Origin of the sequence: Salinibacterium sp. TMP30 (genome assembly GCF_038397785.1) — a bacterium.
In the GTDB taxonomy this organism is placed as follows: Bacteria; Actinomycetota; Actinomycetes; order Actinomycetales; family Microbacteriaceae; genus Rhodoglobus.
The window spans coordinates 69,041-91,832 of sequence record NZ_CP151642.1 but is presented as its reverse complement, the minus strand read 5'-3'; the positions used below and the strand labels follow the sequence as shown (position 1 = coordinate 91,832).

Annotated in this window: 7 protein-coding genes; all 7 read left to right on the top strand. The window is 60.5% G+C overall.

The annotated features are described in order from the left end of the window. Window positions 1–202: 202 nt before the first annotated feature. The 7 genes from AADH44_RS00395 to AADH44_RS00365 all read left to right on the top strand — a co-directional run bounded on the left by AADH44_RS00395 (window position 203) and on the right by AADH44_RS00365 (window position 22,744). Window positions 203–3,130, top strand: a complete 2,928-nt coding sequence (locus AADH44_RS00395; RefSeq protein ID WP_341953389.1) for a helicase-related protein — start codon at window positions 203–205, stop codon at window positions 3,128–3,130. Next, window positions 3,123–7,832 carry a class I SAM-dependent DNA methyltransferase gene (locus tag AADH44_RS00390; RefSeq protein ID WP_341953388.1) on the top strand — a complete coding sequence of 1,570 codons (4,710 nt, stop codon included), beginning with the start codon at window positions 3,123–3,125 and terminating at the stop codon, window positions 7,830–7,832. Before AADH44_RS00395 ends, AADH44_RS00390 begins: the two co-directional genes overlap by 8 nt. Beyond that, window positions 7,829–14,293 carry a DEAD/DEAH box helicase gene (locus tag AADH44_RS00385; protein WP_341953387.1) on the top strand — a complete coding sequence of 2,155 codons (6,465 nt, stop codon included), beginning with the start codon at window positions 7,829–7,831 and terminating at the stop codon, window positions 14,291–14,293. Before AADH44_RS00390 ends, AADH44_RS00385 begins: the two co-directional genes overlap by 4 nt. A 9-nt stretch (window positions 14,294–14,302) precedes the next feature. After that, window positions 14,303–16,531, top strand: coding sequence for a UvrD-helicase domain-containing protein (locus tag AADH44_RS00380; RefSeq protein ID WP_341953386.1), 2,229 nt, complete (start codon window positions 14,303–14,305; stop codon window positions 16,529–16,531). Window positions 16,532–16,620: 89 nt separating this feature from the next. After that, window positions 16,621–17,043 carry a hypothetical protein gene (locus AADH44_RS00375; protein ID WP_341953385.1) on the top strand — a complete coding sequence of 141 codons (423 nt, stop codon included), beginning with the start codon at window positions 16,621–16,623 and terminating at the stop codon, window positions 17,041–17,043. A gap of 273 nt (window positions 17,044–17,316) precedes the next feature. After that, window positions 17,317–21,135: a GTPase gene (locus tag AADH44_RS00370; protein ID WP_341953384.1), complete on the top strand. Its 3,819-nt coding sequence runs from the start codon at window positions 17,317–17,319 to the stop codon at window positions 21,133–21,135. A gap of 4 nt (window positions 21,136–21,139) precedes the next feature. Beyond that, window positions 21,140–22,744, top strand: a complete 1,605-nt coding sequence (locus AADH44_RS00365; RefSeq protein WP_341953383.1) for a hypothetical protein — start codon at window positions 21,140–21,142, stop codon at window positions 22,742–22,744. Window positions 22,745–22,792: the final 48 nt, after the last annotated feature.

Below are 22,792 nucleotides of genomic sequence, written 5' to 3'. Positions count from 1 at the left end.
GCTATGACCCACCTATGACATTGGCGTGAAGAGGTCTCATGTTGCTACCCCCCTATCTAGGGTGAGCAGTTGCGAGGCCCCCGTTTCTGCGGCGATGTGGCTGACGAACACGCTCGCACCCGCTAATTTATTGACTATTCGTTGGATAGAGTGGCAAAGCCCGCACCGACGTTGTCGTGGTGTCTGGGCGTAAGGGGATTACGTGACCGATGTACTTTCACAAGCCGGGGAGCTTGCGGGCGAACTAGCTGTGGCGCCTGGCTCAATCGTCGAGGTTCGCGACGCCGTGTGGCTTGTGACGAAGGCAACGATGACGACGTCAGGCATGTTCGTCGAGGTGCAGGGTCTTTCTGATCTTGTGCGTGACACGAAAGCTGGTTTCTACAGCGACATCGACAACATTGTTCCGCTCGACCCGGCGAAAGCGTCAGTTGTTGGCGATGATTCCACTGGCTACCGCAAGGCCAAATTGTGGCTCGAAGCGACTCTTCGCAAGTCTCCGGTCCCACTCAACTCCCCCGGTCTGACGGTCGCCACGCGGATGCTGGCAGACCCGCTCGGCTATCAGCAGGCGGCGGTGCGCAAGGCGCTTGATCCGCAAAATCTGCGCCCGCGCATCCTCATCGCTGACGCAGTGGGCCTCGGCAAAACGCTCGAGATCGGCATGATTCTGTCGGAGCTGGTTCGTCGGGGTCGCGGCGAGCGCATTCTGATTGTGACTCCGCGCCATGTTCTTGAGCAGATGCAGCATGAGATGTGGACGCGGTTCGCGCTCCCGTTCGTGCGGCTTGACTCGGTCGGCATCCAGCGGGTGCGGCAGAAGCTGCCCGCCACCCGCAATCCGTTCAGCTTGTACAAGAGGGCGATCATTTCGATCGATACGCTCAAGCAGGAGAAGTATCGCGCGCATCTAGCGAAGCATAAGTGGGATGCCGTTGTCATCGATGAGTCGCACAACATCACGGGTGCGACCCTCAACAATCGCTTGGCACGCGTTCTTGCGCCCAACACCGAGGCGCTGATCCTCGCGAGCGCGACTCCCCACAACGGCAAGAAAGAATCTTTCGCCGAGCTGATTCGTCTTTTAGAACCAACAGCGGTGACTCCGGATGGCGACATCATCGAATCTGAGGCAAAGCGTCTCATTATTCGCCGTCATCGTCACAGCGAGGAGGTTGCTCGCGAGGTTGGTGGCGACTGGGCTGAACGTCTTGAGCCACAAAACTTCTTGGTGAATGCATCCCCTGAGGAGAATGCCGTCGCCGATGAGCTGTCGAGTGTGTGGTTGCACCCCAGCGGTTCATCGCCGTATTCCGGCGCCACGTCGGCACTGTTCCCGTGGACCCTCGCGAAAGCTTTTCTTTCCTCGCCCGCAGCGTTGCTCGAATCGATCCGAGAGCGGCTGCGCAAGCTTGACGCGTCGAAAGACACTTCGCAGGCCCGCGAGGTGGAGGCTCTTGAACGCCTGCAGTCACTCGCTGAAGCGTCTCTGGCTGGCACCTCGGCCAAGTACGCGAAGTTGCTCGACTACCTACGAAGCATCAAGGTCGGTCCGAAGAGTGCCGAGCGGGCGGTGGTTTTCTCTGAGCGGGTAGCGAGTTTGGGCTGGTTGCGCGACAAGCTCATGAAAGATTTGGGGCTGGGTGCCGATCAGATCAAGGTGCTCCATGGTGGCCTCAGCGATGTTGAGCAGCAAGAAACGGTGGAGAGCTTTAAGCAGTCTTCGTCACCGATTCGGGTTCTCGTCACGGGCGATGTGGCATCCGAGGGTGTCAACCTGCATTCGCAGTGCCACGAGCTGATCCACTTCGATATTCCTTGGAGCCTCATCCGTATTGAACAGCGCAATGGCCGCATTGACCGGTACGGCCAGAAACATCCGCCGCAGATCAGCACACTGCTGCTCAACCCGACGAACAGCAAGTTTTCGGGCGATGTTCGTGTGCTGCAGCGACTGCTGGAGCGTGAGAGAGAGGCGCACACCGCGCTCGGCGATGTGGCGTCGCTCATGGGCAAGTACGACCCCGGTGCCGAAGAAGACGAGATCAGGAAGGCGCTTTCGACTGGTCGCGATGTCGACGAGATTGTCTCGACGGTTGAGCAGGTGAGCGCGAGCACCGACGACCCTATCGCCGCCCTCTTGGCGCAGCTTGCAAATGCGCAGGGCAGCGAAAGTAAGCCTGCCGCCGCAGCCCCGGAGCACACGGTAGATGCCACAACCGGTCTGTTTGCGGATGATGTTTCCTTCCTGCGCGAAGCGCTATACGAGACGTTCGTTGCACCAGCAGCTCCTGCGGCGGAGAACGGCGTGGAGTGGCTGGTGGACGATGCCCACTCATTCGTCTCGTTGGTGCCGACCCGTGATCTGGCGCAAAGACTAGAGGTACTGCCTCAAAGCTATCTTCGTGACCGCAAGGTGACCGAGAAACTGAAGTTGGTGGTCGCAGAGCCGCCGGCGAAAGCTCTGCTCAAGGATGCGCGCGACAACAAGGCAAGCACGTCACTGTGGCCAGAGGCGCACTTTCTTGGCCCGCTGCATCCAGTGTTGGAGTGGGCGAGCGATCGCGCACTCTCAAAGCTGGGGCGCAATCAGGTGTTCGCAGTGCGTGGCGACGTTGAGTATCCGACGGTTCTGCTGCTGGCGTCGTTGACTAACCGCCGAGGTCAAGTCGTGGCTAGTTCGCACGTGACCGTACAGTTTCCCGATCCCAGCAATACGAAGCTGGCCTTGACCAATATCCATGCGACTGCGCAGGAGGCGTTGGCGGAGGTTGGTTTCGCCGCAGCCACCCGCGTGAATCCGGGAGCGGTGAAGACCGGCTCTCTTCAGCACCTCATCGCTCCGGCGGTAGAGAACGCCGCGTCGAGCGCCCGCCAGCTTGCGGTGTCGTCGACAGAGGCGATCGAGGCCCGCATTGAGTCGTGGTCGTCGCGCATCGAAGAGTGGGAACGCAGCGCGGACGCGATGCCGCAGCTTGAGGGTCTCAAGTCTCGTCGCGTGACGGTAGAGGAGGAGCGCACGATGGCTGAGTCGATGAAACCAAACCAACAGTTGGTGCGTCCGCTTCTCGTTGTTGTTCCGCAGGACTTTGTCGGCGAAGACCCGGCTGAAGGAGTAAACCATGGCTGATGAAGCGATCGTTATCGGTGAGGGTTGGCTCAGCGAGCACTACTTCACGACCGAGGCAAAGTCTCAGTCGTTCCGCGCCCAGGTCTTGGCGCGCCGCAAAGAGTGGGATGAACAGGATGCCGATGGTCACCCGTCGGTACGCGCTCGGTTCAGCGCACTCCGTGCCGCAATCGAGTCGCGGCTGGCCACTCTCGACGCTGGCGACTCCGATCTAGCAATCCGCGACGAACTTTATGTACCGTTGCGGAACGCACTGGGCTTCGGCGGCGGTGGCAATCAGCTCACACAAGACGGCCCTTTGCTGCGACTCACTCAGCCAGGGCTCTCTGACGGTTCACCACTGGTGATCGTGGAGGGGCGCCCGGTCGATACGGTCGAAGATCTGCTCGCCAAAGACGATGACACTCTGCTGGTGCCGTTCGAGGTTGATGACAACGCGAAACACAACATCACGTCGATCTCGCGGATGCTCTCCACTCTCTTCACTGACGACGAGGGCCCTAGCTTCGCGCTGGCATTCGCCGGCAAGTGGCTGTTGGTGGCGGAGCGCGAACGGTGGGCCGAGGGGCGTTACCTTGCTGTCGACCTTCAGCTTGTTGTCGCACGCAACGACGCGAAGAGGGGCGGCGAGATTGACCGCGCTCTGTCGTGCGTGAGCGCCGATGCATTGGCTCCCGATGCCGAGGGCGATATTTGGTGGAGCTCGATTCTTGAGGAGTCGATTAAGCACACCGTCGGTGTCTCACAAGACCTCCGTGAGGGAGTTCGTCTCTCAATCGAGATCATCGCCAACGATGTGGTGGCTCGTCGCGCGCGCAAGGGGCTTGACCCGCTGCCGCAGTCTGAGGCGCAAGTTCTCGCGAAGCAATCGCTGCGGTTCTTGTACCGCATCCTGTTCCTTCTCTACGCGGAGTCATCCCCCGAGCTCAAGGTTTTGCCTGTGGGCACAGCCGAGTACGAGGAGGGCTACAGCCTCGACCGTCTGCGCGAGCTGACTCTCGTGTCCCTGCCGACTGAAGAGTCAGAGCACTCCAAGCACCTCTACGAATCCCTCGCGGTATTGTTCCGCCTGGTCGACCGAGGACACGGCGTAGAGGCCAAACAAGGCGACACGTCGCAAGATACCGATGCCTCTGATCTGCGCGAGGGCTTAGTCTTCAACTCCCTGCGCGCGGATCTGTTTCTGCCGAAAGCGACAACCCACATCGATGAGGTGGGCCTGAGCGATTCCGAGTTGCAAAAGGTGCTCGCCCACCTGCTGCTGAGCAAGGAGCAGAAGGGTCGTGATCGCGGTTTCATCAGCTACGCCGATCTGGGTATCAACCAGTTGGGCGCTGTCTATGAGGGCCTGATGTCGTACACGGGCTTCTTCGCCGAAACCGACCTCTATGAGGTGGCGAAGGATGGCAATGCCGAGAAGGGCTCCTGGGTTGTTCCGATAGACCGATCGCACGACATTAATCCGAAGGACTTCGTCAAGACCACGAACCCACTGACTGGCGAAGAGGTTGCGGTCATCCATGCGCCCGGCAGTTTCGTGTACCGCCTTGCGGGTCGCGAGCGCCAGCAGTCGGCGTCGTACTACACGCCCGAGGTTCTGACCCGGTTCACGGTGTCGCAGGCGCTCGAAGAGCTGCTCGATCAGGACGGCACGACCACCTCGGCCGATGAGACTCTCGGGCTGACTGTGTGCGAGCCTGCGCTGGGTTCCGGCGCCTTCGCGATTGAGGCGGTACGTCAGCTTGCCGACGCTTATCTCAAGCGCAAGCAAGAGGAGCTGGGCAAGCGCATCGATCCGGATGAGTACCCCCGCGAGTTGCAGAAGGTCAAAGCGTCGATTGCGCTTCATCAGGTCTACGGGGTGGATCTCAATGCCACCGCGGTCGAGCTGGCGGAGATCTCGCTGTGGCTCGACACTATGTCGTCGGACCTCAAAGCCCCGTGGTTCGGGCTGCACCTCAAGCGAGGCAACTCACTCATCGGTGCACGCCGCGCTATCTACAGTCGCGACTCGATCAATTCGAAGGCGTGGCTGAGATCAGCGCCGAAGGATGTGCCAATGTCGAGCCTTCGTGCCGACATCGATGCGGGCACGATCGGCTCGGGCGTTTCAGGCTCGATTCACCACTTCTTACTGCCCGCCGAAGGCTGGGGTAGCGCGGTCGACGCGAAGGAAGCGAAGGAGCTGGCCCCCGAGGCACTAGCCGCGTTGAAGACGTGGCGGCGCCAGATTGTGGCAAAGCCCACCAGGAAGCAACTCGACCAGCTCGCCGCGCTGTCAATGCGCGTCGAGACGCTATGGCAGTTCGCCCTGCGCAGGCTCGAGATTGCCGAACATGAGATCCGTCGACAGATTCCGCTGTGGGGCAGCGAACCCAGCGGCAAGGAATCAGATCCTGGCGCGCAGCCGACGGTGACGCGCGAGCAGATTGAAGGCAAACTAAGCGACGCGAATGGTGCTTACCAGCGCCTGCGTCGGATCATGGATGCGTGGAACGCGCTCTGGTTCTGGCCCCTCACCGATACCCTCACGCAGGGAGTGCAGCCCCCCACGCTCGATGAGTGGCTGACAGGCGCACGCGCCATTCTGGGCGAGCACACCGAACGCAGCAAGAGTGCAACAGCGCACGGAGCTGTCACCCTTGGCTCAAGCGCGACGGGTTGGGCCGCCCTTAACGACGAAGAGCAGGACAACCTCGACTTCGCCTCCGCGTCATCGATCGACGACGCGCTGGTTCAACAGCCGTGGTTGAAAGTTGCTGAGCGCATTGCCGAGCAGCAGGGGTTCTTCCACTGGAACCTCGACTTCGCGTCGGTCTTCGCACGCGGCGGTTTCGACCTCCAGGTGGGGAATCCGCCTTGGGTTCGACCGCGCTCAGACGTCGCAGCGCTTTTGGCCGAAGGTGATGCTTGGTGGCAACTGAAAGGGAAGGCGAGCCAAGCACAGGAGAGCGCTAAGCGAAGCGAAACTTTGATGATCGACGGGATCGCCGATCTGGTTGTGGATGGCACCAGCGATATCGCAGCAACAGCAGCTTTTGTTGGGTCTGGCGGAAACTACCCATTGCTTGCGGGGCTCCAACCGGACCTCTATCGGTGTTTCATTGCACTCACGTGGTCACATATGTCAGGCCTTGGCGTATCAGGGCTGATCCATCTTGAATCACACTTCACAGATGAGAAGGCGGGTGGCTTCCGGGCCTCCGTTTACTCGAGGCTCAGACGACACTGGGATTTCATAAACGAGTTGGGGCTCTTTGAAATCCAAGATCAAAAACGTTTTGGCGTCAATATCTACTCGACGCCCCAAGTTAAAGTTGCTTTCAAGTCCGGCTCTTCGTTGTACCACCCAGATACCGTGATTCGCTCCTTGCGACATGACGGCACAGGCACGGAGCCCGGGCTGAAAGACGAGAATGGCAACTGGGACATCCGACCACACAGATCTCGAATCCTAGAAGTGACTGATGAAACTCTGAATACTTGGCATGCCGTTTTGGAGGATGAATCTACTCCTCCTAGGCAAACTCGAATGGTCAACGCAGTAACCAGATCAACGGGGACGGTGCTTGAGAAACTTGCATCTAGCCACCGGTTATCGAGTTTCGAACTCGAATATTCAAGGGGCTGGGACGAGAGTATCGACCGGAAAAAGGGCCTGTTCGAAGCCAGCTGGGGGGAGGTATCGTCGTGGCGTGAGGCCATCCTTCAAGGCCCACATGTCTTTGTATCGAACCCGTTCTACAAAACGCCGAACAGCACGATGCTTCATCAACAAGACTGGGCCAGTGTGGATTTGGAGTCGTTGGACTCTGATGCCTTGCCCACAACCTCCTATAAGCGATCCATCAATGAACTTGAGTACGACTCTCTCTACACCCATTGGGGAGTAGAGAGGATTCCGGCCCGGTCCCGATTCAGGGTAGCTTGGCGCCGAATGGCAGCGAACACGGGCGAGAGAACACTTGTGCCGGCGCTCATTCCACCTGGGCCTTCATTAATTCAGACCGTGACCTCCGCTGGTAACTCAGAGGATCGGGGTGAATCTGTTGTGACAGCCGTCGCGTTCATGTCTTCCCTGATCGCAGACTTCTTCGTTCGGGTAGCCCCGAAAAATGACATTCTCTTTCGAACCGCAATGCGGATCCCCGGGGTACTCGGGCACAAATTGGGACCCCATCTCACATTGCGGGCGCTTCGGCTTAATGCTCTGACAAGCGCATACGGCCCTCTCTGGAACGACAACTTCAACGAACTCTTTAACCTGGACTCCTGGTCTGGAGGAGTCAGCTATCCGGGACGTGGCCCGCTCGGCGATGTCGAGGCACAGTGGAGCGCGAGCGTACCTCTCCGTCGCGGCTCAGACCGACGTCAGGCTCTCGTCGAGATTGATGCACTCGTGTCGCTGATTTTGGGTCTCACCGCGGACGAACTCTGTACTATCTATCGGACGCAGTTCGCGGTCCTCTATGGCTACGATCGCAAGGTCTATTTCTACGATGCAAACGGGAGGCTTGTGCCGAACAGAGTATTGACCGTCTGGCGTCAGAAACAGGACCGCATCACTGAGGAAGAGCGAACCACCACCAACGCCTCGGGCAATACCTACACCTACGAGCTTCCGTTCGTGACGCTAGACCGCGAAGCTGACATGCGTCAGGCGTATGCGCACTTCGAGAAGATTCTGGAAGAGCGCTCATGAGTGAACTGCTCCCCACCCTGCAAGCCGAAGATGTTCGCATGGGGCTCGTCGACTACCTCTCCACCACCTTCGCGCTTGCCGATGAAGATGCGCGAGAGGCACTCGACAGCTTTTTGAGGCATCCAGAAAACGGAATCTTCAAAGGGCCCTACGTGCGGCTTAGGCTGCCGTTTCGGCCCGCCGAAGACGGGTGGCGGCAGAGCCTCGAATGGCACGAAGGGTTTCCGCCGTACGGGCACCAAGCCGCAGCCTTCGCACGACTGAGCAGCGCAAACCTGGGGCCGGAGAAAACGCGCCCGCAGCCGACCCTCGTTACCACGGGAACCGGTTCTGGAAAGACGGAAGCGTTCCTCTACCCCATCCTCGACCACGTGTTGCGGGCAAAACGTGAAGGTACCGGGGGCATCAAAGCGCTCATCCTCTACCCGATGAACGCCCTCGCCAACGACCAAGCCCGCCGCCTTACCGAACTCATCACCACCAGCCCCGCACTCGCCGGCGTGCGTGCCGCTCTCTACACCGGGCAAACCGGGCCCAGCCGAAGCAACGTCACCCCCGACGGGCTCATCACCGACCGCAAGACCACTCAGGATGACGCCCCCGACATTCTGCTCACTAACTACAAGATGCTCGACCAGCTACTGCTGCGCCCCGCCGACCAAAAGCTGTGGAAACAGAGCGCCACCAGCCTGCAATACCTTGTGCTCGACGAATTCCACACCTACGACGGCGCCCAAGGCACCGACGTAGCTATGCTGCTGCGACGGCTCGGCCTCGCCCTCAAGCGGCACTGGCCCGCAGACGACGAAGCAGCCGCACGCCTCGGCATCGACGACGATGCTCGTGCGCGCCCGCTCGGGCTCATCACCCCCGTCGCCACCTCCGCCACCCTCGGCGATAAAGGCGACCCCAGCCGCATGGTCGAATTCGCCCGCACCGTCTTCGGTGACGAATTCGACGACGACAGCATCATCACCGAAACCCGGCTCGGCCTCGACGAGTGGGCCGACGATGCCGAGAGACGCATGGCAACGGCAGGCTTCGCCGCCCGCGCTGTCGACCCACCCCTTGTCGCGCGCATTGCCGATGTGATCGACGGCCTCGGCGACGATGGCCAACGAGAAGCCGCCACCGTTACTGCTGCCGTCCTCGGCAGCCTCTACCGCAGCACGGGCGACGATCCCGAGGCAGACACCGTAGGCCAGTTCACCGACGCCGCACCCGAGCTACTGCTCGATGCCGCCAAAGCCCACCCCTTCATTCGAGCCCTCGTCACCGCAGCCACCGACGCCGTGTCGCTCGACACCCTCGCTGAAACACTCTTCCCCGCGGGGCTCGAGGTCACCGAAACCGCCGACGACCGCGACGCACGCCGCGCCAACTTCTTGCGCTCACTGCTGGCTACCCTCAGCCACATTCGCGCTGTAACCGGGCGCTCCGCAGCATCCGTGGACCTGCACCTCTGGGTGCGCGCCCTCAGCCGCGTCGACCGCGTCGCTGGCCCCAGCGTCGCCTACGACTGGACAGACGACGGCGGCACCGACGAACTCGACAACACCGACGCCTTCAGCAGCGAAGGTCGCCCACGATTCCCCGCGATCTACTGCCGACACTGCGGACGCAGCGGATGGGGCGTGCAACTCGGCCCCACCGGCTACGACCTCGACACCAGCGACACCGACATTCGCCGCAATCACGCCAGCAACTCAGCCAGCACCTCCCGGTTCCGCGCCCTCATCTACGCACCCCGCGAAGCCGACCAACAGGATCGTCGCTCCGCCGGTGACGACACCGTCGAAGGCCTCTTCTGGTTTGACGTGCAGCAACGCCGCCTCGACATCGAAATGCCTAGCTACGACGCCGACGACATCTCCACCAACGTGCTGCCCGTGCTCACCCTTGTCGGCGACGACGTTGATGACAACAGCCAAAAAGACATGTGCCCCAACTGTCTCAAACCCGAAGGAGTCCGCTTTCTCGGAAGCGCCATCTCCACCCTCCTCTCGGTAAGCATCAACACCATCTTTGGCGACCGCCACCTCGACCAGGGCGAAAAGAAAGCCCTCGTCTTCACCGACAGCGTGCAGGATGCCGCACACCGTGCCGGATTCGTACAGAGCCGATCGCACGTCTTCAGCCTGCGCAACGCGATTCGCGAAGCCATCGGCGATGGCTCCGCGACCCTCGATGATCTCGCCGAAGAGTTGCTGCGCCGGGCAGGCGACGACAAGTTCCGGCGCTACCGCCTGCTCTCGCCCGAACTCGTGGAACGGGACACCTTCGCCCCGTTCTGGGAAACCGAAAAGCTGAGCAAGGTACCCACCGCCACCATGCGACTCGTGCGCCGCCGCATCAAGTTCGACCTCGCCATGGAATTCGGCCTGCAGTCCCGCGTGGGTCGCACCCTTGAACTCACGGGTGCGATCGCCGCCGAAGTCGACGGTGGGCCCGCCAGCCGGCTGGAAGCCATCGGCCGGGCCACCGTCAAAGACTTCGAAACTGCCGGATACCTCGACGACGAGAGCGGCGGCGAAGTCAGCACCGAAAACATCGTGCGCTGGGTGCGCGGCACGCTCGAACGCATGCGCGACCGCGGCGCCATCCAACATGAATGGTTCAAGCGCTACCTCGAAAGCGACGGAGACGACTGGACTCTGTGGGGCGGGCGGCCCAAAGGCCAAGGAATGCCCGCATTCCCCCGCGACCGCGAAGCACCCGCCTATCCGAAAGTGGGTAGTACCCACGTAGGAACCAACAAGCGCCCGTCACGCCTCGACACTGTTACCTCAGCTCGCGGCTGGTACGCACAATGGACACGCAAAGTGCTCGACGTCAGCGCCGCCGACGGTGCTAAACTCAGCAAACTGCTGCTCGCCGAACTCGCCAAGAGCGAGATTATTGAGAGCGTCAGCATCGGCGGCAGCGGAGCCATCGCCTACCAACTGAGCCCCAGCCGCATTCTTGTTAGCCCCGTCACTCTCGACGATCAGACCCACGAGTACCGTGTGCTCGAATGTGACACCTGCCAGACCCCGGTTCCCGGAGCATCGACCATCATTTCGCAACTCGGCAGAGGGCCCTGCCTCGTCGGGCGCTGCCTCGGCACGCTGCGGCTCCACAGCAGCGGAACCAACTACTACCGCGACCAATACAACGACGGAGATATTCGCCGCGTCGTCGCGCGCGAGCACACCAGCCTGCTGAAAGATGACGTGCGCCTCGCCTACGAAAACGGCTTCAAAGCATCCATCGATCGACCGGATGCCCCCAACGTACTCGTCGCCACACCCACGCTCGAAATGGGTATCGACATCGGAGACCTCTCCGCGGTGTTCCTCGCCGGGCTGCCCCGCTCCGTTGCCTCGTACCTGCAGCGAGTCGGACGAGCCGGACGCCTGACCGGCAACTCACTCACCATGGCATTTGTCGTCGGGCGCGGAGACCAGTTGCCGAAACTCGGCGAACCACTCTCTGTGATCAACGGACAAGTGCGCCCACCGGCCACCTACCTCAACGCAGAAGAGATTCTGCGGCGCCAGTACAGCGCCTCCGTTATCGACCGACTCTCAGCAGAAGGCAAAACCGGTATGGTCGCCGTCGCTCGCGACGTGCTCGCCACCACCAGCGAGAAGTCATTTCTCGCCACCGTCATCACCGACGCTGAAACTAACGCTGCCGAATACCTCACCGCATTCCTTTCGACCTTCGACCATGTCGATGCCACTTCTGCGGATGTGCTCACCGGCTGGGCGACCCCCAGCGATGAACCCCGCAGCAGCTCCTTCGCGCAAACCCTCATCGGCGCTTGCGCCCGCTGGAACTTAGAAATCGAAACGCTCGGCCACCGCCGCAAGGCGATCATGGAGTCACTGCCGGCGCTGCAAACGCAAGCGGATCACCCTGCCGCGACCGACGATGACAAAGTTGCCCTGCGCTCGGCCAAGGCTTCGCTCAAGATGGTCGACCGTCAACTGTTTGAGCTACGCACGGAACACTGGGTCGCCGCACTCGAACGATTCGGAGTGCTGCCCAACTACACGCTGCTCGACGACAGCGTGCGCCTCGACGTGTCGCTCAGCTGGATCGACCCCGAAAGCCAAGAGTTTCAACACGACTCGATCAGCTATGACCGCGGGGCCGGAATTGCCATCCGCGAACTCGCCCCCGGTGCCACGTTCTACGCCCAAGGTGTTGAGATTCGCATTGATGCCGTCGACCTCGGTAGCGATGGAGCACGTATCCAATCCTGGGTTTATTGCCCCGAATGTGGCTACGCCCACGATGCAGGAGTGCCCGCAGAAGGTGCCAATACAAATGGCCCCGCTTCGTGCCCACGCTGCGAAAGCCCGGGCATCGCCGACGCCAACCAACGGTTCGACGTCGTTGAACTCGAACAGGTATCGGCAGAGGTTCGCCGCGACGAATCGAGCATCAGCGATAGCCGCGAAGAACGCCAGCGCGAGAGCTTCAGCGTTCAGATTGCCGCCGATATTGACCCCGCCAACGTCACGCAACAGTGGTACGTCGAAGAATCTGGATTCGGCGTCAAGTACATGCGCGAACTCACCATTCGGTGGCTCAACCTCGGCAAGCAAGGTGGCGCCGGCGCACCTCGCATGATCGCCGGCGAAGAGCTCAGCCCACCGCTCTTTAGAGTGTGTGAGGCGTGCGGCAAACTCGACCAGAAGGGCGAGATAAATAGCGCCCGGGAACACCGCGCCTGGTGCCGTTACCGCAATTCAAAGACCGAACACACCCGCCAACTCGCCCTCAGCCGCACCCTCAGAACGCAGGGCGTGCTGCTGCGCATCCCCAACTCCATCACCATCGGCGACGGTCTCGGACTGCCCAGCATCACCGCAGCCCTGCAACTGGGCTTGCGTGAAGTCATCGGCGGAGACCCCGACCACCTAAGACTCGCCACCATCGTCGAACCGCTTCTGGGCAACGACTTCAACAACACCGCGATCCTCATTCACGACGCCGTGCCTGGTGGCACTGGTTATCTGGCCGACCTCGCTAACCACAACAAAATCCGCAACATTCTTGAACTCGCGTGGAAGATCGTCGCCACCTGCGAATGCCGCAATGAAGGCCGCAGCGCGTGCCACCGCTGCTTGCTGCCGTTCGCCCCTGCCGGGGATCTCAACAACGTCTCGCGCGCGAGCGCCGAACGGAGCCTGCGGCTCATCCTTGGCATCGATGACGAAGGTGTCGGGGACGACTGGGCCATCACCGAAGTAGATCCGGGTACGCAAGACCCCGAGTCAATGCTCGAGCAGTGGTTCCGAAAAGTGTTCAAAGACCGAGCCGCCGCGCTCGGAGCGACGATCAAAGAGATCCCGAGCGAGTGGGGCAACCGACTCCAGATCACGCTGCCCAACTCGAAACTCGTCTGGCGACTCGAACCTCAGCCATCCTTGGGCTTCACCCGACCAGACTTCGTGCTTGAGCCGCTCGGCGGAGGCGGAACCAAGCTCGCGATCTACACCGACGGCCGAAAGTACCACGCCTCCCCCCAGCACAATGTGCTCGCCCAAGACGCAGAGAAAAGGCGCGGGCTGCGGGCCAAAGGCTACTTTGTGCTCGGCATCACCTATGACGACATCATGCGCGCGGATGCGGGCGAAGCCGAGCCACAAGCAGGCTGGTTCAGCCGTGACTTCGCCACGCAATTCGTCAGCAACTTCAATCTGTCGCCGGCCGCGATTGACCATGTCACTGCCAACCCCATGACGCAGATCATGGAATGGATGCAGAACCCAGTGGCTGCGAAAGGCCATTGGGTAGGCATCGCTGAAGCTCTCCCGATGCTGACTGTGAAACCGATGAGCGACTTCATTGCACCGATCGAGGCTGAGAGCAGCGTTGTCGCGCTAGCTGAATCGGAACTCACTGGAACTCCAGCGGAAGCTCAAGGTAACCCCAAACTGTGGCGCCTCAGGTTCGGGCCTCTGGTCATGTTCTCGCGAATGCTGGACGGAGCCAAGCATCCCGAAGTCGTGCTCATGCTCGACGACCGTGATGCCGCCGTCTCTTCTGAAGACCATGCAGACGCGTGGCGACTCTGGCTCAGACTCTCGAACCTTCTTGGCCCACGACCCGAATTCCCGCCGACAACCATCATGACCGTGACCGAAGCACAGACATTCGAACCGGCACAACATATCGACGAATCATTCACCGTAATCGGTTTCGAGTGGGAAGAAGTCATGGCTCTGGCGAACGACGGAGACAGGCAGCTCGTGAAGTTGTTGTCAGAAGTCCCCGACATGCCCGTGCCCGAAATCGGCAGCGAGGTCGGCGACGGCATCCCTCTCGACATCGCCTGGAGCGACCGCAAGGTCACGGTGACCGGCGACCTTCAGCACGACGAAATCTCTGAGCTCGAAGCATCCGGATGGATCATCGTGCCCGCAACCCTCGAAGACATTACCGCTGCGCTCCAATTGGAAAGGTAACCCTCCCTGATGCCAAATATTGTGTTAACCAAGCTCAAGGGCCAGGACTACGACAAAGACGTCAAGTCCAAGATCATGACGTTTCTGATGAAACTGGCCGATGACGACACGTCGGCAGGGCTCCACATCGAGAAGATGAACCACGCCGCCGACAAGCGAGCGCGCACTGCACGAGTGGATCTATCGCTTCGGGCCGTGCTCTATCGCATGGATGTGCCCGGCGAACCAGAGCGCACTTATGTTTATGCGGGAACGTGGGAGCACGACACCGCAAATAGACGCGCCATGAATCAGATATTGCGAAACAACCCCATCAATGGGGTGCCTGAGCTAATCGACGCCACCGTCCCTGAGGTCGCGCCGAAACCAGCATCCGAGTTCATAGCCGTTGAGGAAGCGGTCGCACCGACCTCGTTCCTCGCTGACAACGGCTACCTCCTCAACGACCTGACCGAAGAGCTGGGGTTCGATTCCGTCGACGCGGAACGCCTCTTCGCCGCGACGAGCGCCGATCAACTGCTCACCATGAGCGACCGTTTCGAGAACCAGTGGCAGTCGACAGCAATCCTCGGCCTTGCAGTTGTCGACGCGGTCTCTAAGATCCGCACCGATCTTGGCTTCGATGACGCCGCAGTCGCTAGCGACTCTGATGACGAAGATGCGCGACTGGTGAAATCGTTCCAGCTCCCCGCAGCGAAGATGCAGTTCGCCTTCGTCGAAGACGACGAGGAACTTCGCCGGGTGATCGAGGGCGGTGACTTCGGCGCTTGGCGAGTCTTCCTCCACCCGGAACAGCGCGCGTATGCCGATAAGGACTACAACGGCCCCTTCCGGCTCACTGGCGGAGCGGGAACCGGCAAGACTGTCGTCTTGCTTCACCGCGCCAAGCGACTCGCGGATGCGGAACCCGCCAGCAGAACCATCCTCACGACGTTCACCAAAGCCCTCTCTGAGGCGCTGGAACGAGACCTCGAACGACTCGACCCCACAATCCCCCGTGCTTCGTCGCTCGGAGGCACTGGCGTTCTGGTGCGGGGAATCGATCAGCTCGCGGTCGCAGTCAAAGAGAAGGGCGGAGCTGACTTTTGGAAGGCCGCGCGCCATGTCTTTGGAGAGGATACAGAGCCTCGCCCTAACTTCGAGGCGGGCGACGATGCGTGGGAGAAAGTTTTCGACCTCGTGCCCGATCTCCCCGATGCGTTGCGCAATACCGCGTTCTTCGCCGGCGAGTATCTGCAGGTCATCCTCCCTCACCGCATCACAACCGCACAGGACTACTTCAAGGTGCGCCGCCCAGGACGCGGCGTGGCCCTCGATCGGCGCAAACGCGCAAACGTTTGGAAAGTGATCGAGCTTTACCGCCAGACCGGCCGCCAAGAAGGGCGCATCAGCTTTGCCGAACTCAGTGCTGTCGCGGCTTCCTACCTGAACGAGAATGCTGGCAGCCGAGTCGCCGACCACGTGCTCATAGACGAAGCACAAGACCTCTCGCCGTTGCATTGGCAGCTACTCCGCGCATTGGTTGGCGAACACAAAAACGACCTATTCATTGCCGAAGACACCCACCAGCGCATTTACGGCCAACACGTGGTGCTCTCGCGGTACGGCATCAAGATCACCGGGCGCTCACGTCGCCTCACGCTGAACTACAGAACCACGCAGCAGAACCTCAACTACGCCCTCGGAATACTCGCGGGTGGCCTGTACCTCGACAGTGAAGAAGCACCTGAGGTCGATCACGGCTATCGTTCTTCGCGCACCGGTCCGGCGCCCCGTTCGCTACCCGCAACGAACGTCGCTGAGCAATACGACGCGGTCGCGGAAGAGATCAAAAAGTGGAGCGACGACCCCGATATTCGAGCGAGCACAATCGCAATTCTCACGCGCACAAACAAGCAAGCAGCAGAAGTGCGTGGACAACTCGCCGATCGCGGAGTGGTCGTCAAAGAAAGCCACACGGGCGAGACAGCTGGTGAAAAGCCGCTAGTTCTGACGATGCACAAGTCCAAGGGGCTGGAGTTTTCTCGAGTGGTGCTCTTCGACATCTCGCACGGCTCGATTCCTGCGGGCTGGATGCTCAAGGGCGTAGCGGAAGAAGAAATTGAGGACGTACTGCTACGCGAGCGGTCGCTGCTCTACGTCGCTGCGAGTCGCGCACGGGATGAGGTAGTCGTGAGCTGGCAGGGCCAGCCCTCCGAGCTTCTCGGCGGCGTCAAGGAAACGGGAGAAACCGTTTAGCCGATCCCTCACAGGTGTCGGCGCTCGGGACATCCCACTGATCTCAAGAGCGCCGAACCTGCCGCCATGCACCCAAGAATTATGGGTGCATGGCAAGTCTCAACTTCGAACGCTCACGGTCGCTGCCCCTTCAGACCGGCAGTCAAATAGTCGATCGTGTCACCAGTCTCGTGGGCACAGCGAGCAGTGCCCGGCTGTGGCTGCTCCTACTGAACGCAGAAAAGCTGCAATTGCGGCAGGTGGTGCGGGTCAACACCAATGCTGCCAATGACGATGAGCAGGTCGAGCGTGGAGCGTCCGGAGTCGTCGCCGGAGCTTCATTGATCGACGACGTTCACGCTGCCGTCTTCGTTCTCGAACGCCTCGGCGGTGAGCGGTTCACACCCACAGACCGTTTGTGGGCACAAGCAATCACCGCAGCCTGTCAGTCGAGCGGTGTCGAGCTCGCCGGCCTCGTCGTAAGCCATTCGCACGGAGTCCGATGGCTGGCGATGGACGACTTCGTTGCCTAGGCCCAAGAGGGTTTGCTTTCGCGGCACGAACCGTCGGTCAGCGCAATGAGAGCTCTCATCTGCTGGGCCTGGTCACAATGCGAGCGATGATCTCTGACGCTGAGGGCTCGTGCCCCGCGCAAGACGAGGATGTTTCGCGGTAGCGTGGCATATCCGCGCAAAATGGGCGGTTCCATACGCATGGCGGCGAAGCCGTCTACTGCGACGATAAGGGGACGCACACGACGCGGCCTGACGTCGTCGAGTGCCCGAAACCAAAGGTGTGAGAACGCGATGCATCGAACCTCCTCTGATGACGTTCTTGACGTAGCCACAGCGAGCCTTTCGGATGCCGTCGCGGATGCCGCCCGCGCCGGCACGGAGGAATTAGCCCGCTTAGCCAGCATCGTTGCCGAGGCCGAAACTCGGCTTCGCAACGCGTGGGAGATCGCTTCATCCGGTGAACTCCACAAGTCGAAGGGTGACGACGCGTTTTTTGAGCTCCTTCGCGGCGTCGTTGACGATCTGAACGACCAACTGCGCGAAAGTGCTCGCGTCTCTTCGACCTTCAACATCGTGTTCTTCGGGCGTACTGGTGCTGGCAAGAGCACGTTACTTTCAGCGTTGGGCGGCATGAACGGTGAGCTGGTTTCAGACGGGCGTAGTGACTTCACGACGGACGTGCTTGCACGCGACTGGCAGGGTTGCCGTCTGTACGACACTCCTGGGATCAACGGATGGGGCGGGACGCGACCGCGACCAGATCTCGAGAAGGCAGCTCAGGAGGCCGTTCAGGTCGCCGACATCGTGCTGCTCTGCTTTGACAGCCAAGGCCCCCAGGCTTCAGAGTTCGGCAAAGTTGCCGAGTGGGTCCGGGCCTACGGTAAGCCCGCGATCGCTGTGTTCAACATGCGGAATGCGATGTGGCGCCACCCTGCGCGAGTGCCTGCTCCCTCTCATCGCAAGGGTCTCAGCCAGACCGTGCGGCAACACGCTGACACAATCTCGACTGAACTAGAAGCGATCGGTCTTCCAGACGTTCCGATCGTGGCCATTAACTCCAAGCGGGGCCTATTTGCTCGCGCATCGGTGCCCTTCGAGGGCCCGGCAGCGATTGAGCTCGAAAAGGAGCGATCCACCTACGGGCTGGAATACCTAGAGCGCGCGTCGAATCTCCCGATACTAGAAGCGTTGATTACGGCATGCATCCTCGAAGGGGCCGGGGATCTGAGACTTACTGCACTGCGGTCTGGTTTTCAGTCCAGCCTGCGTGAGTTGGCGGACGAGGTGAACCTCGTTGCGAGCGAGCAGCGGCAGCGCGGGGCGGTCATAGAGCAAGTTGTCGCTACTTGGCTGGACATCTTGGGGTACCCCGAACCACCAGCGGACTACGTGGACCTCCTCAGGCAGCTTGAAGCTTCGCGAGGTGAACCCTTCACCGCCGCCGTCTCGGGCCGACTTGAAGGGCATGTTCGACACCTGCTCAAATCCAACCTATATCCCCATAGAACCAAGTCACTCCGCGCTGCGGAGAACCTAATCCTCGATGCCTTCGACGACCAGAGGGTCGTCGACGAGAGTGAGTTCAAGGAACGCGTATACAGCCCCAAAGCGCTCGACACGTCCCTAGCATCCGTCGTAAAGCTGGCCGGTGACTTCTTGACAGCAAATCTTGGCTTCGCCAGTGCCGATGCTCGGAACGAGCTCGATGTCATTGAACGCTCGAGGCCCAGCATCCACGGGAGCGCCGGCCGTGGAAAGCGTTGGGGGGCGAACATACTGCGAGTTCTGGGACTACTTGGTGGTGGTGCGAGTGCGACGCTCGCGATCTTGGCTCTTACGAATTTCTGGAACCCCGTTGGCTGGGTAGCCACCGTCATCGTTATCGGAACCGGGGCGGTCGGGGCAATCTTCAGTTTTTTCGGACGGCGGACTAAGAAGGGAGCGGAGGAGCTGCGGGTCGGAGCGCGCGCGCTTGCGGTTGCCGAAGCACGCACCTCAGTGAATCTCTACTACGACGAGTGCGAGAGCCTTAACCTGGCGAGAATCATGGCGATGTCTTGGAAGACAGCCTCGCCATTGCTGGACGATTTGCTGCGGGATGCTCTACGCACTCGCGTTGGGTCCGCGCTCCTGAACTCTGAGACTGGGTGGTTGCATGATCAGGCCACCAATCAACCACCATCGCCGTCGTCTGCCGACGTTATTCGACACGCTGCGAATCATGTCTTGGCACAGGCCAACGGCAACGAACCTCCGACACTTGAAGCCTTGCTGCTCGGTGAAGACTGGATTCTGAACGCAGAAGACGATGAGAGACCAGACCTGTTCTCGGACGCCGACCGCCAAAGGCACGCGATCGCTGCAGAAAAGGACCGCTCAGCGTTTGCTGCCTATCTCCGGCAGTCGCACGGTAGTGCGGATGCAGATCTCGTAAGGCGATCTCTGAATCAAGCTACGAAGCTCAATGCTTTGGACCCTCACGAACGCGCAGAACTTACAACTGCCTTAGCGCTACTTGACGCCCCGCCGAATGTTGTAGTTCTTGGTGACTACAGTTCAGGCAAATCCAGCTTGATCAAGAGGCTTCTTACCGACGCTGGTCTGGAGATTCCGACAGAGCTGAAGGTCGCCGCAGGAAGGGCGACGAGTGAGGCCCGTAAGTATCCGTTCGGCCCGTTAACGCTCGTTGATGCCCCCGGCTTCCAGAGCGGGGATGAGCAAAATGACATCGCTGCGGTAGACGCTGCGCAAGACGCTGCGCTGGTGATCGTGGTTCTTCACGTCAATCTCCTCATCGGAGACACGTCGCGCGTGGATCGGCTTCTCTTCGGCGACCAGCTAGGAGCGGGGAAGGCGGAGCGTACGGTTTACGTCATCGGCCGAATCGACGAGATCGGGGCTGATCCCCAGAGTGCGACGCGGGACTTCTTACGACGGCGACAGCTTAAAGTTGAGGAGCTCCTCAGCATCCTCAACTCACGGGGCATCGCAGCCGAGTCGGGGCGCATCTTGCCGATCGCCGCTGACCCTTATGGGCTAGTCGGTAACCGAGACCGAGTCACTAGTGCGGACTACTCCTCGACAACCCGAGTTTGGGATGGGGTAAGCGCGCTCAGTGAACCGCTCCAAGCGCTAGAAGATAGCGTGCTCCTTGGCCTCTCGGCCGCGGCGGCCCTAGATCGTGGACGCTCCGCGCTTCTGACTGCGCACAACCGACTCGCGTCAGATCGTGCTGACGCCGAACAAGCAGTACTAGCTCTGGGCCGACTCAAGCAGCTGATGGAGTCGTCGCTCGCCGAGCTTAGGCTGATGATGCAGTCCATCGAGCGGCGTATTCGACGAGTAGTCGACGACCACGCAAACGAGATCCTGAGTGAGGCGCTCGGCTCTGGAACAGCCGAGGTCGCTGCGATGTCGAAGCGGCTGAAAACCTGGTGGGAGGACCCTCGACTCGACAGTGCCATGCAGTCTCTGCACGGAGCGGTCGACCAAGAAATGTCTGACTGGTGGAAACGCCACTCCTCGGAACTAGATCGAGAACTCCGCCGCTTCGAATTCGCCGTCAACCATGAAGAGCTTCCCAAACTGGGCAACAACGTGAGCGGCGCGGTAGGCGCGGGAATCGGCGTCGCTGCTGGATTCGCCAAGGGAGCCCACGGCATCGGCAAGGCCCTCGGCAATCGTGACGCCGTCTACGCGATCGTCAAGGCAGTTGGGGGCAAGTTCAAGCCATGGGGCGCGGTGAAGCTGGGTGCGAAAGTCGGAAAGGCGGCTGCCGTATTGGGCGTCGTTGCGGTTGCTTTTGACATCGCGGAGTTTGCACACGACCAGATGCAACAAACGAAGCGCGAAAAGGCCAGGAAGGCAGCAGCGGAACATATTCGTGCAACGGTAGAAACCGTCGTGTCAGGGATACTGACTCAGACCGATGGCCCGATGGAATATCTGACGAATAGCGAGAACGAATTAGTCGAGCAGCTCACGCAATTAGAGGGTGAGACGCAGGTTCAAGAGCAGTCAGCGCTCGATATCTCGCTTGGTTTTGACGAAGTGGTTGATTTTCAGATTGCTGTCGAAAAGTTGACAGAAACAGACGGAACGAGAGAGTGACAACATGACACCAACCCCTCTGAACGAACTGCGCGCGTGGATCGGCGAGGTCTCTGGAGAAGAATCAGTCGAGCAACTCGATTCAATATGGGATGAGTTCGCCGAAGAAGAGAAGCCAGTCGCCACGTTGTTCGGGGCCTTCGACACCGGTAAAAGCTCGATACTGAGACGCCTCCTCGTAGATTCGGGCCAACCAATTCCCGAGTGGCTTTCGATCAGTGCGCGGCACGAGACGTTCGCTGACCATCAGGTCACAGTTGCTGGCTGCGTGATCAGAGACACACCGGGGCTGTCTCCTGACGGCCAGGACATCCGATCCGTCAAAAATTCAGCGATCGCGCGTACAAGCCTCGGGCTAACTGATGTGCTGATGGTGACCTTGAATCCGCAGTTGGCGACGGGCGAACGAGATGAGCTCCTCAAGAGCCTTTCTAGCGGATGGCCAAACTCCTGCCTATGGTTTCTGATTTCTCGGGCGGATGAGGGCGGCATCGATCCGGCACTCGACCCTGTGGGCTTCAGCGCGTGGTCGGAGCGAAAGCGCGTCGAGTTGCGCAGCTCGCTAGCGCTAGTCGAGGGCATGCCCGTTCATGTGGTTGTCCCCGACTACGGACAGGTCGGTGCCTTTGAGCCTGATCCAGAGCCAAGCATCTGGGACATTTCGCGTCCGTGGGACGGGATGGACGAGCTCCGAGCTTCCCTCTCGGACCTCGCGGGCGTAGACCTTCGAGAATCACGGAAGGGAGCGGAGCACCGCTTCTGGCTGAACGCCGTAAGTGAACGCATTGAGGCTGTTCGATCCACACTCGCCGGTCTGACAACAGCCCACAGCACCGCACATGCGGCACTTGGTAAGCGTGACTTGTTTCTCAAGCAACTGGGTTCCCTCACCGACTCTGCTCAAGTCTCGATAGAAGGCACTATCGAAGACGCCATTCGGCGGGTCCTCCTTAGCCCTCAGATCGATGCTGAATTCATCCAACACACAGTTGACCCCGTGCTCGAGGAATGGTGGCACCAGCAACACGCAGAACTTGCGCGGATCAGGCGAGACGCCATCCAAACATTCGACACCCATAGGGAAGGGCGAGCGTGGGAAACACTTGAGTCGCTCTATTCGACGACGACACTCCCGTCTGCGCAAGACCCGGCCGCAGCACGAGCCTTCACTCCTCGGTTCGACAAGCTTGGCCTGAAGGCGGTCGACGGACTCAAAGCTGCCGACGCCGTCCGCAAAGCGCATCGAGCCGCCAAGAAGCCGTCCCAAGCCACAGATGCATTGGAGTCGACTCTCGACTTGGGACAGTTCGCCGGACTTGGCGCGGCAGCGCTCCCGTTCCTCGTCGAGCTTGCTGGACTTGTCGAGGATGTAGTTCAGACAGAACACGAGAAAGTCCGCCAACGCGCTAGGCGGCAGGAAATAGAGACTGAGGTAACTCGCGTCGTGGAGGGCGCCGCCGACAACGCTGTGAAAAAACTCATCCCCGACATAGAGGCGCTGCGGGAGGAGATCTCAGAGCAGACGATTGGCGACTCTCAGGTCAAAGACTTTCGCACCGCCGTTGAACTAGCCGCGGACCAGGTGTCGAGAGGCGACGCGTTTAGCTAGGGCCTAGAGTCCGACATAGCGGCCCATGTCGGAACGATTAGGCGCGCC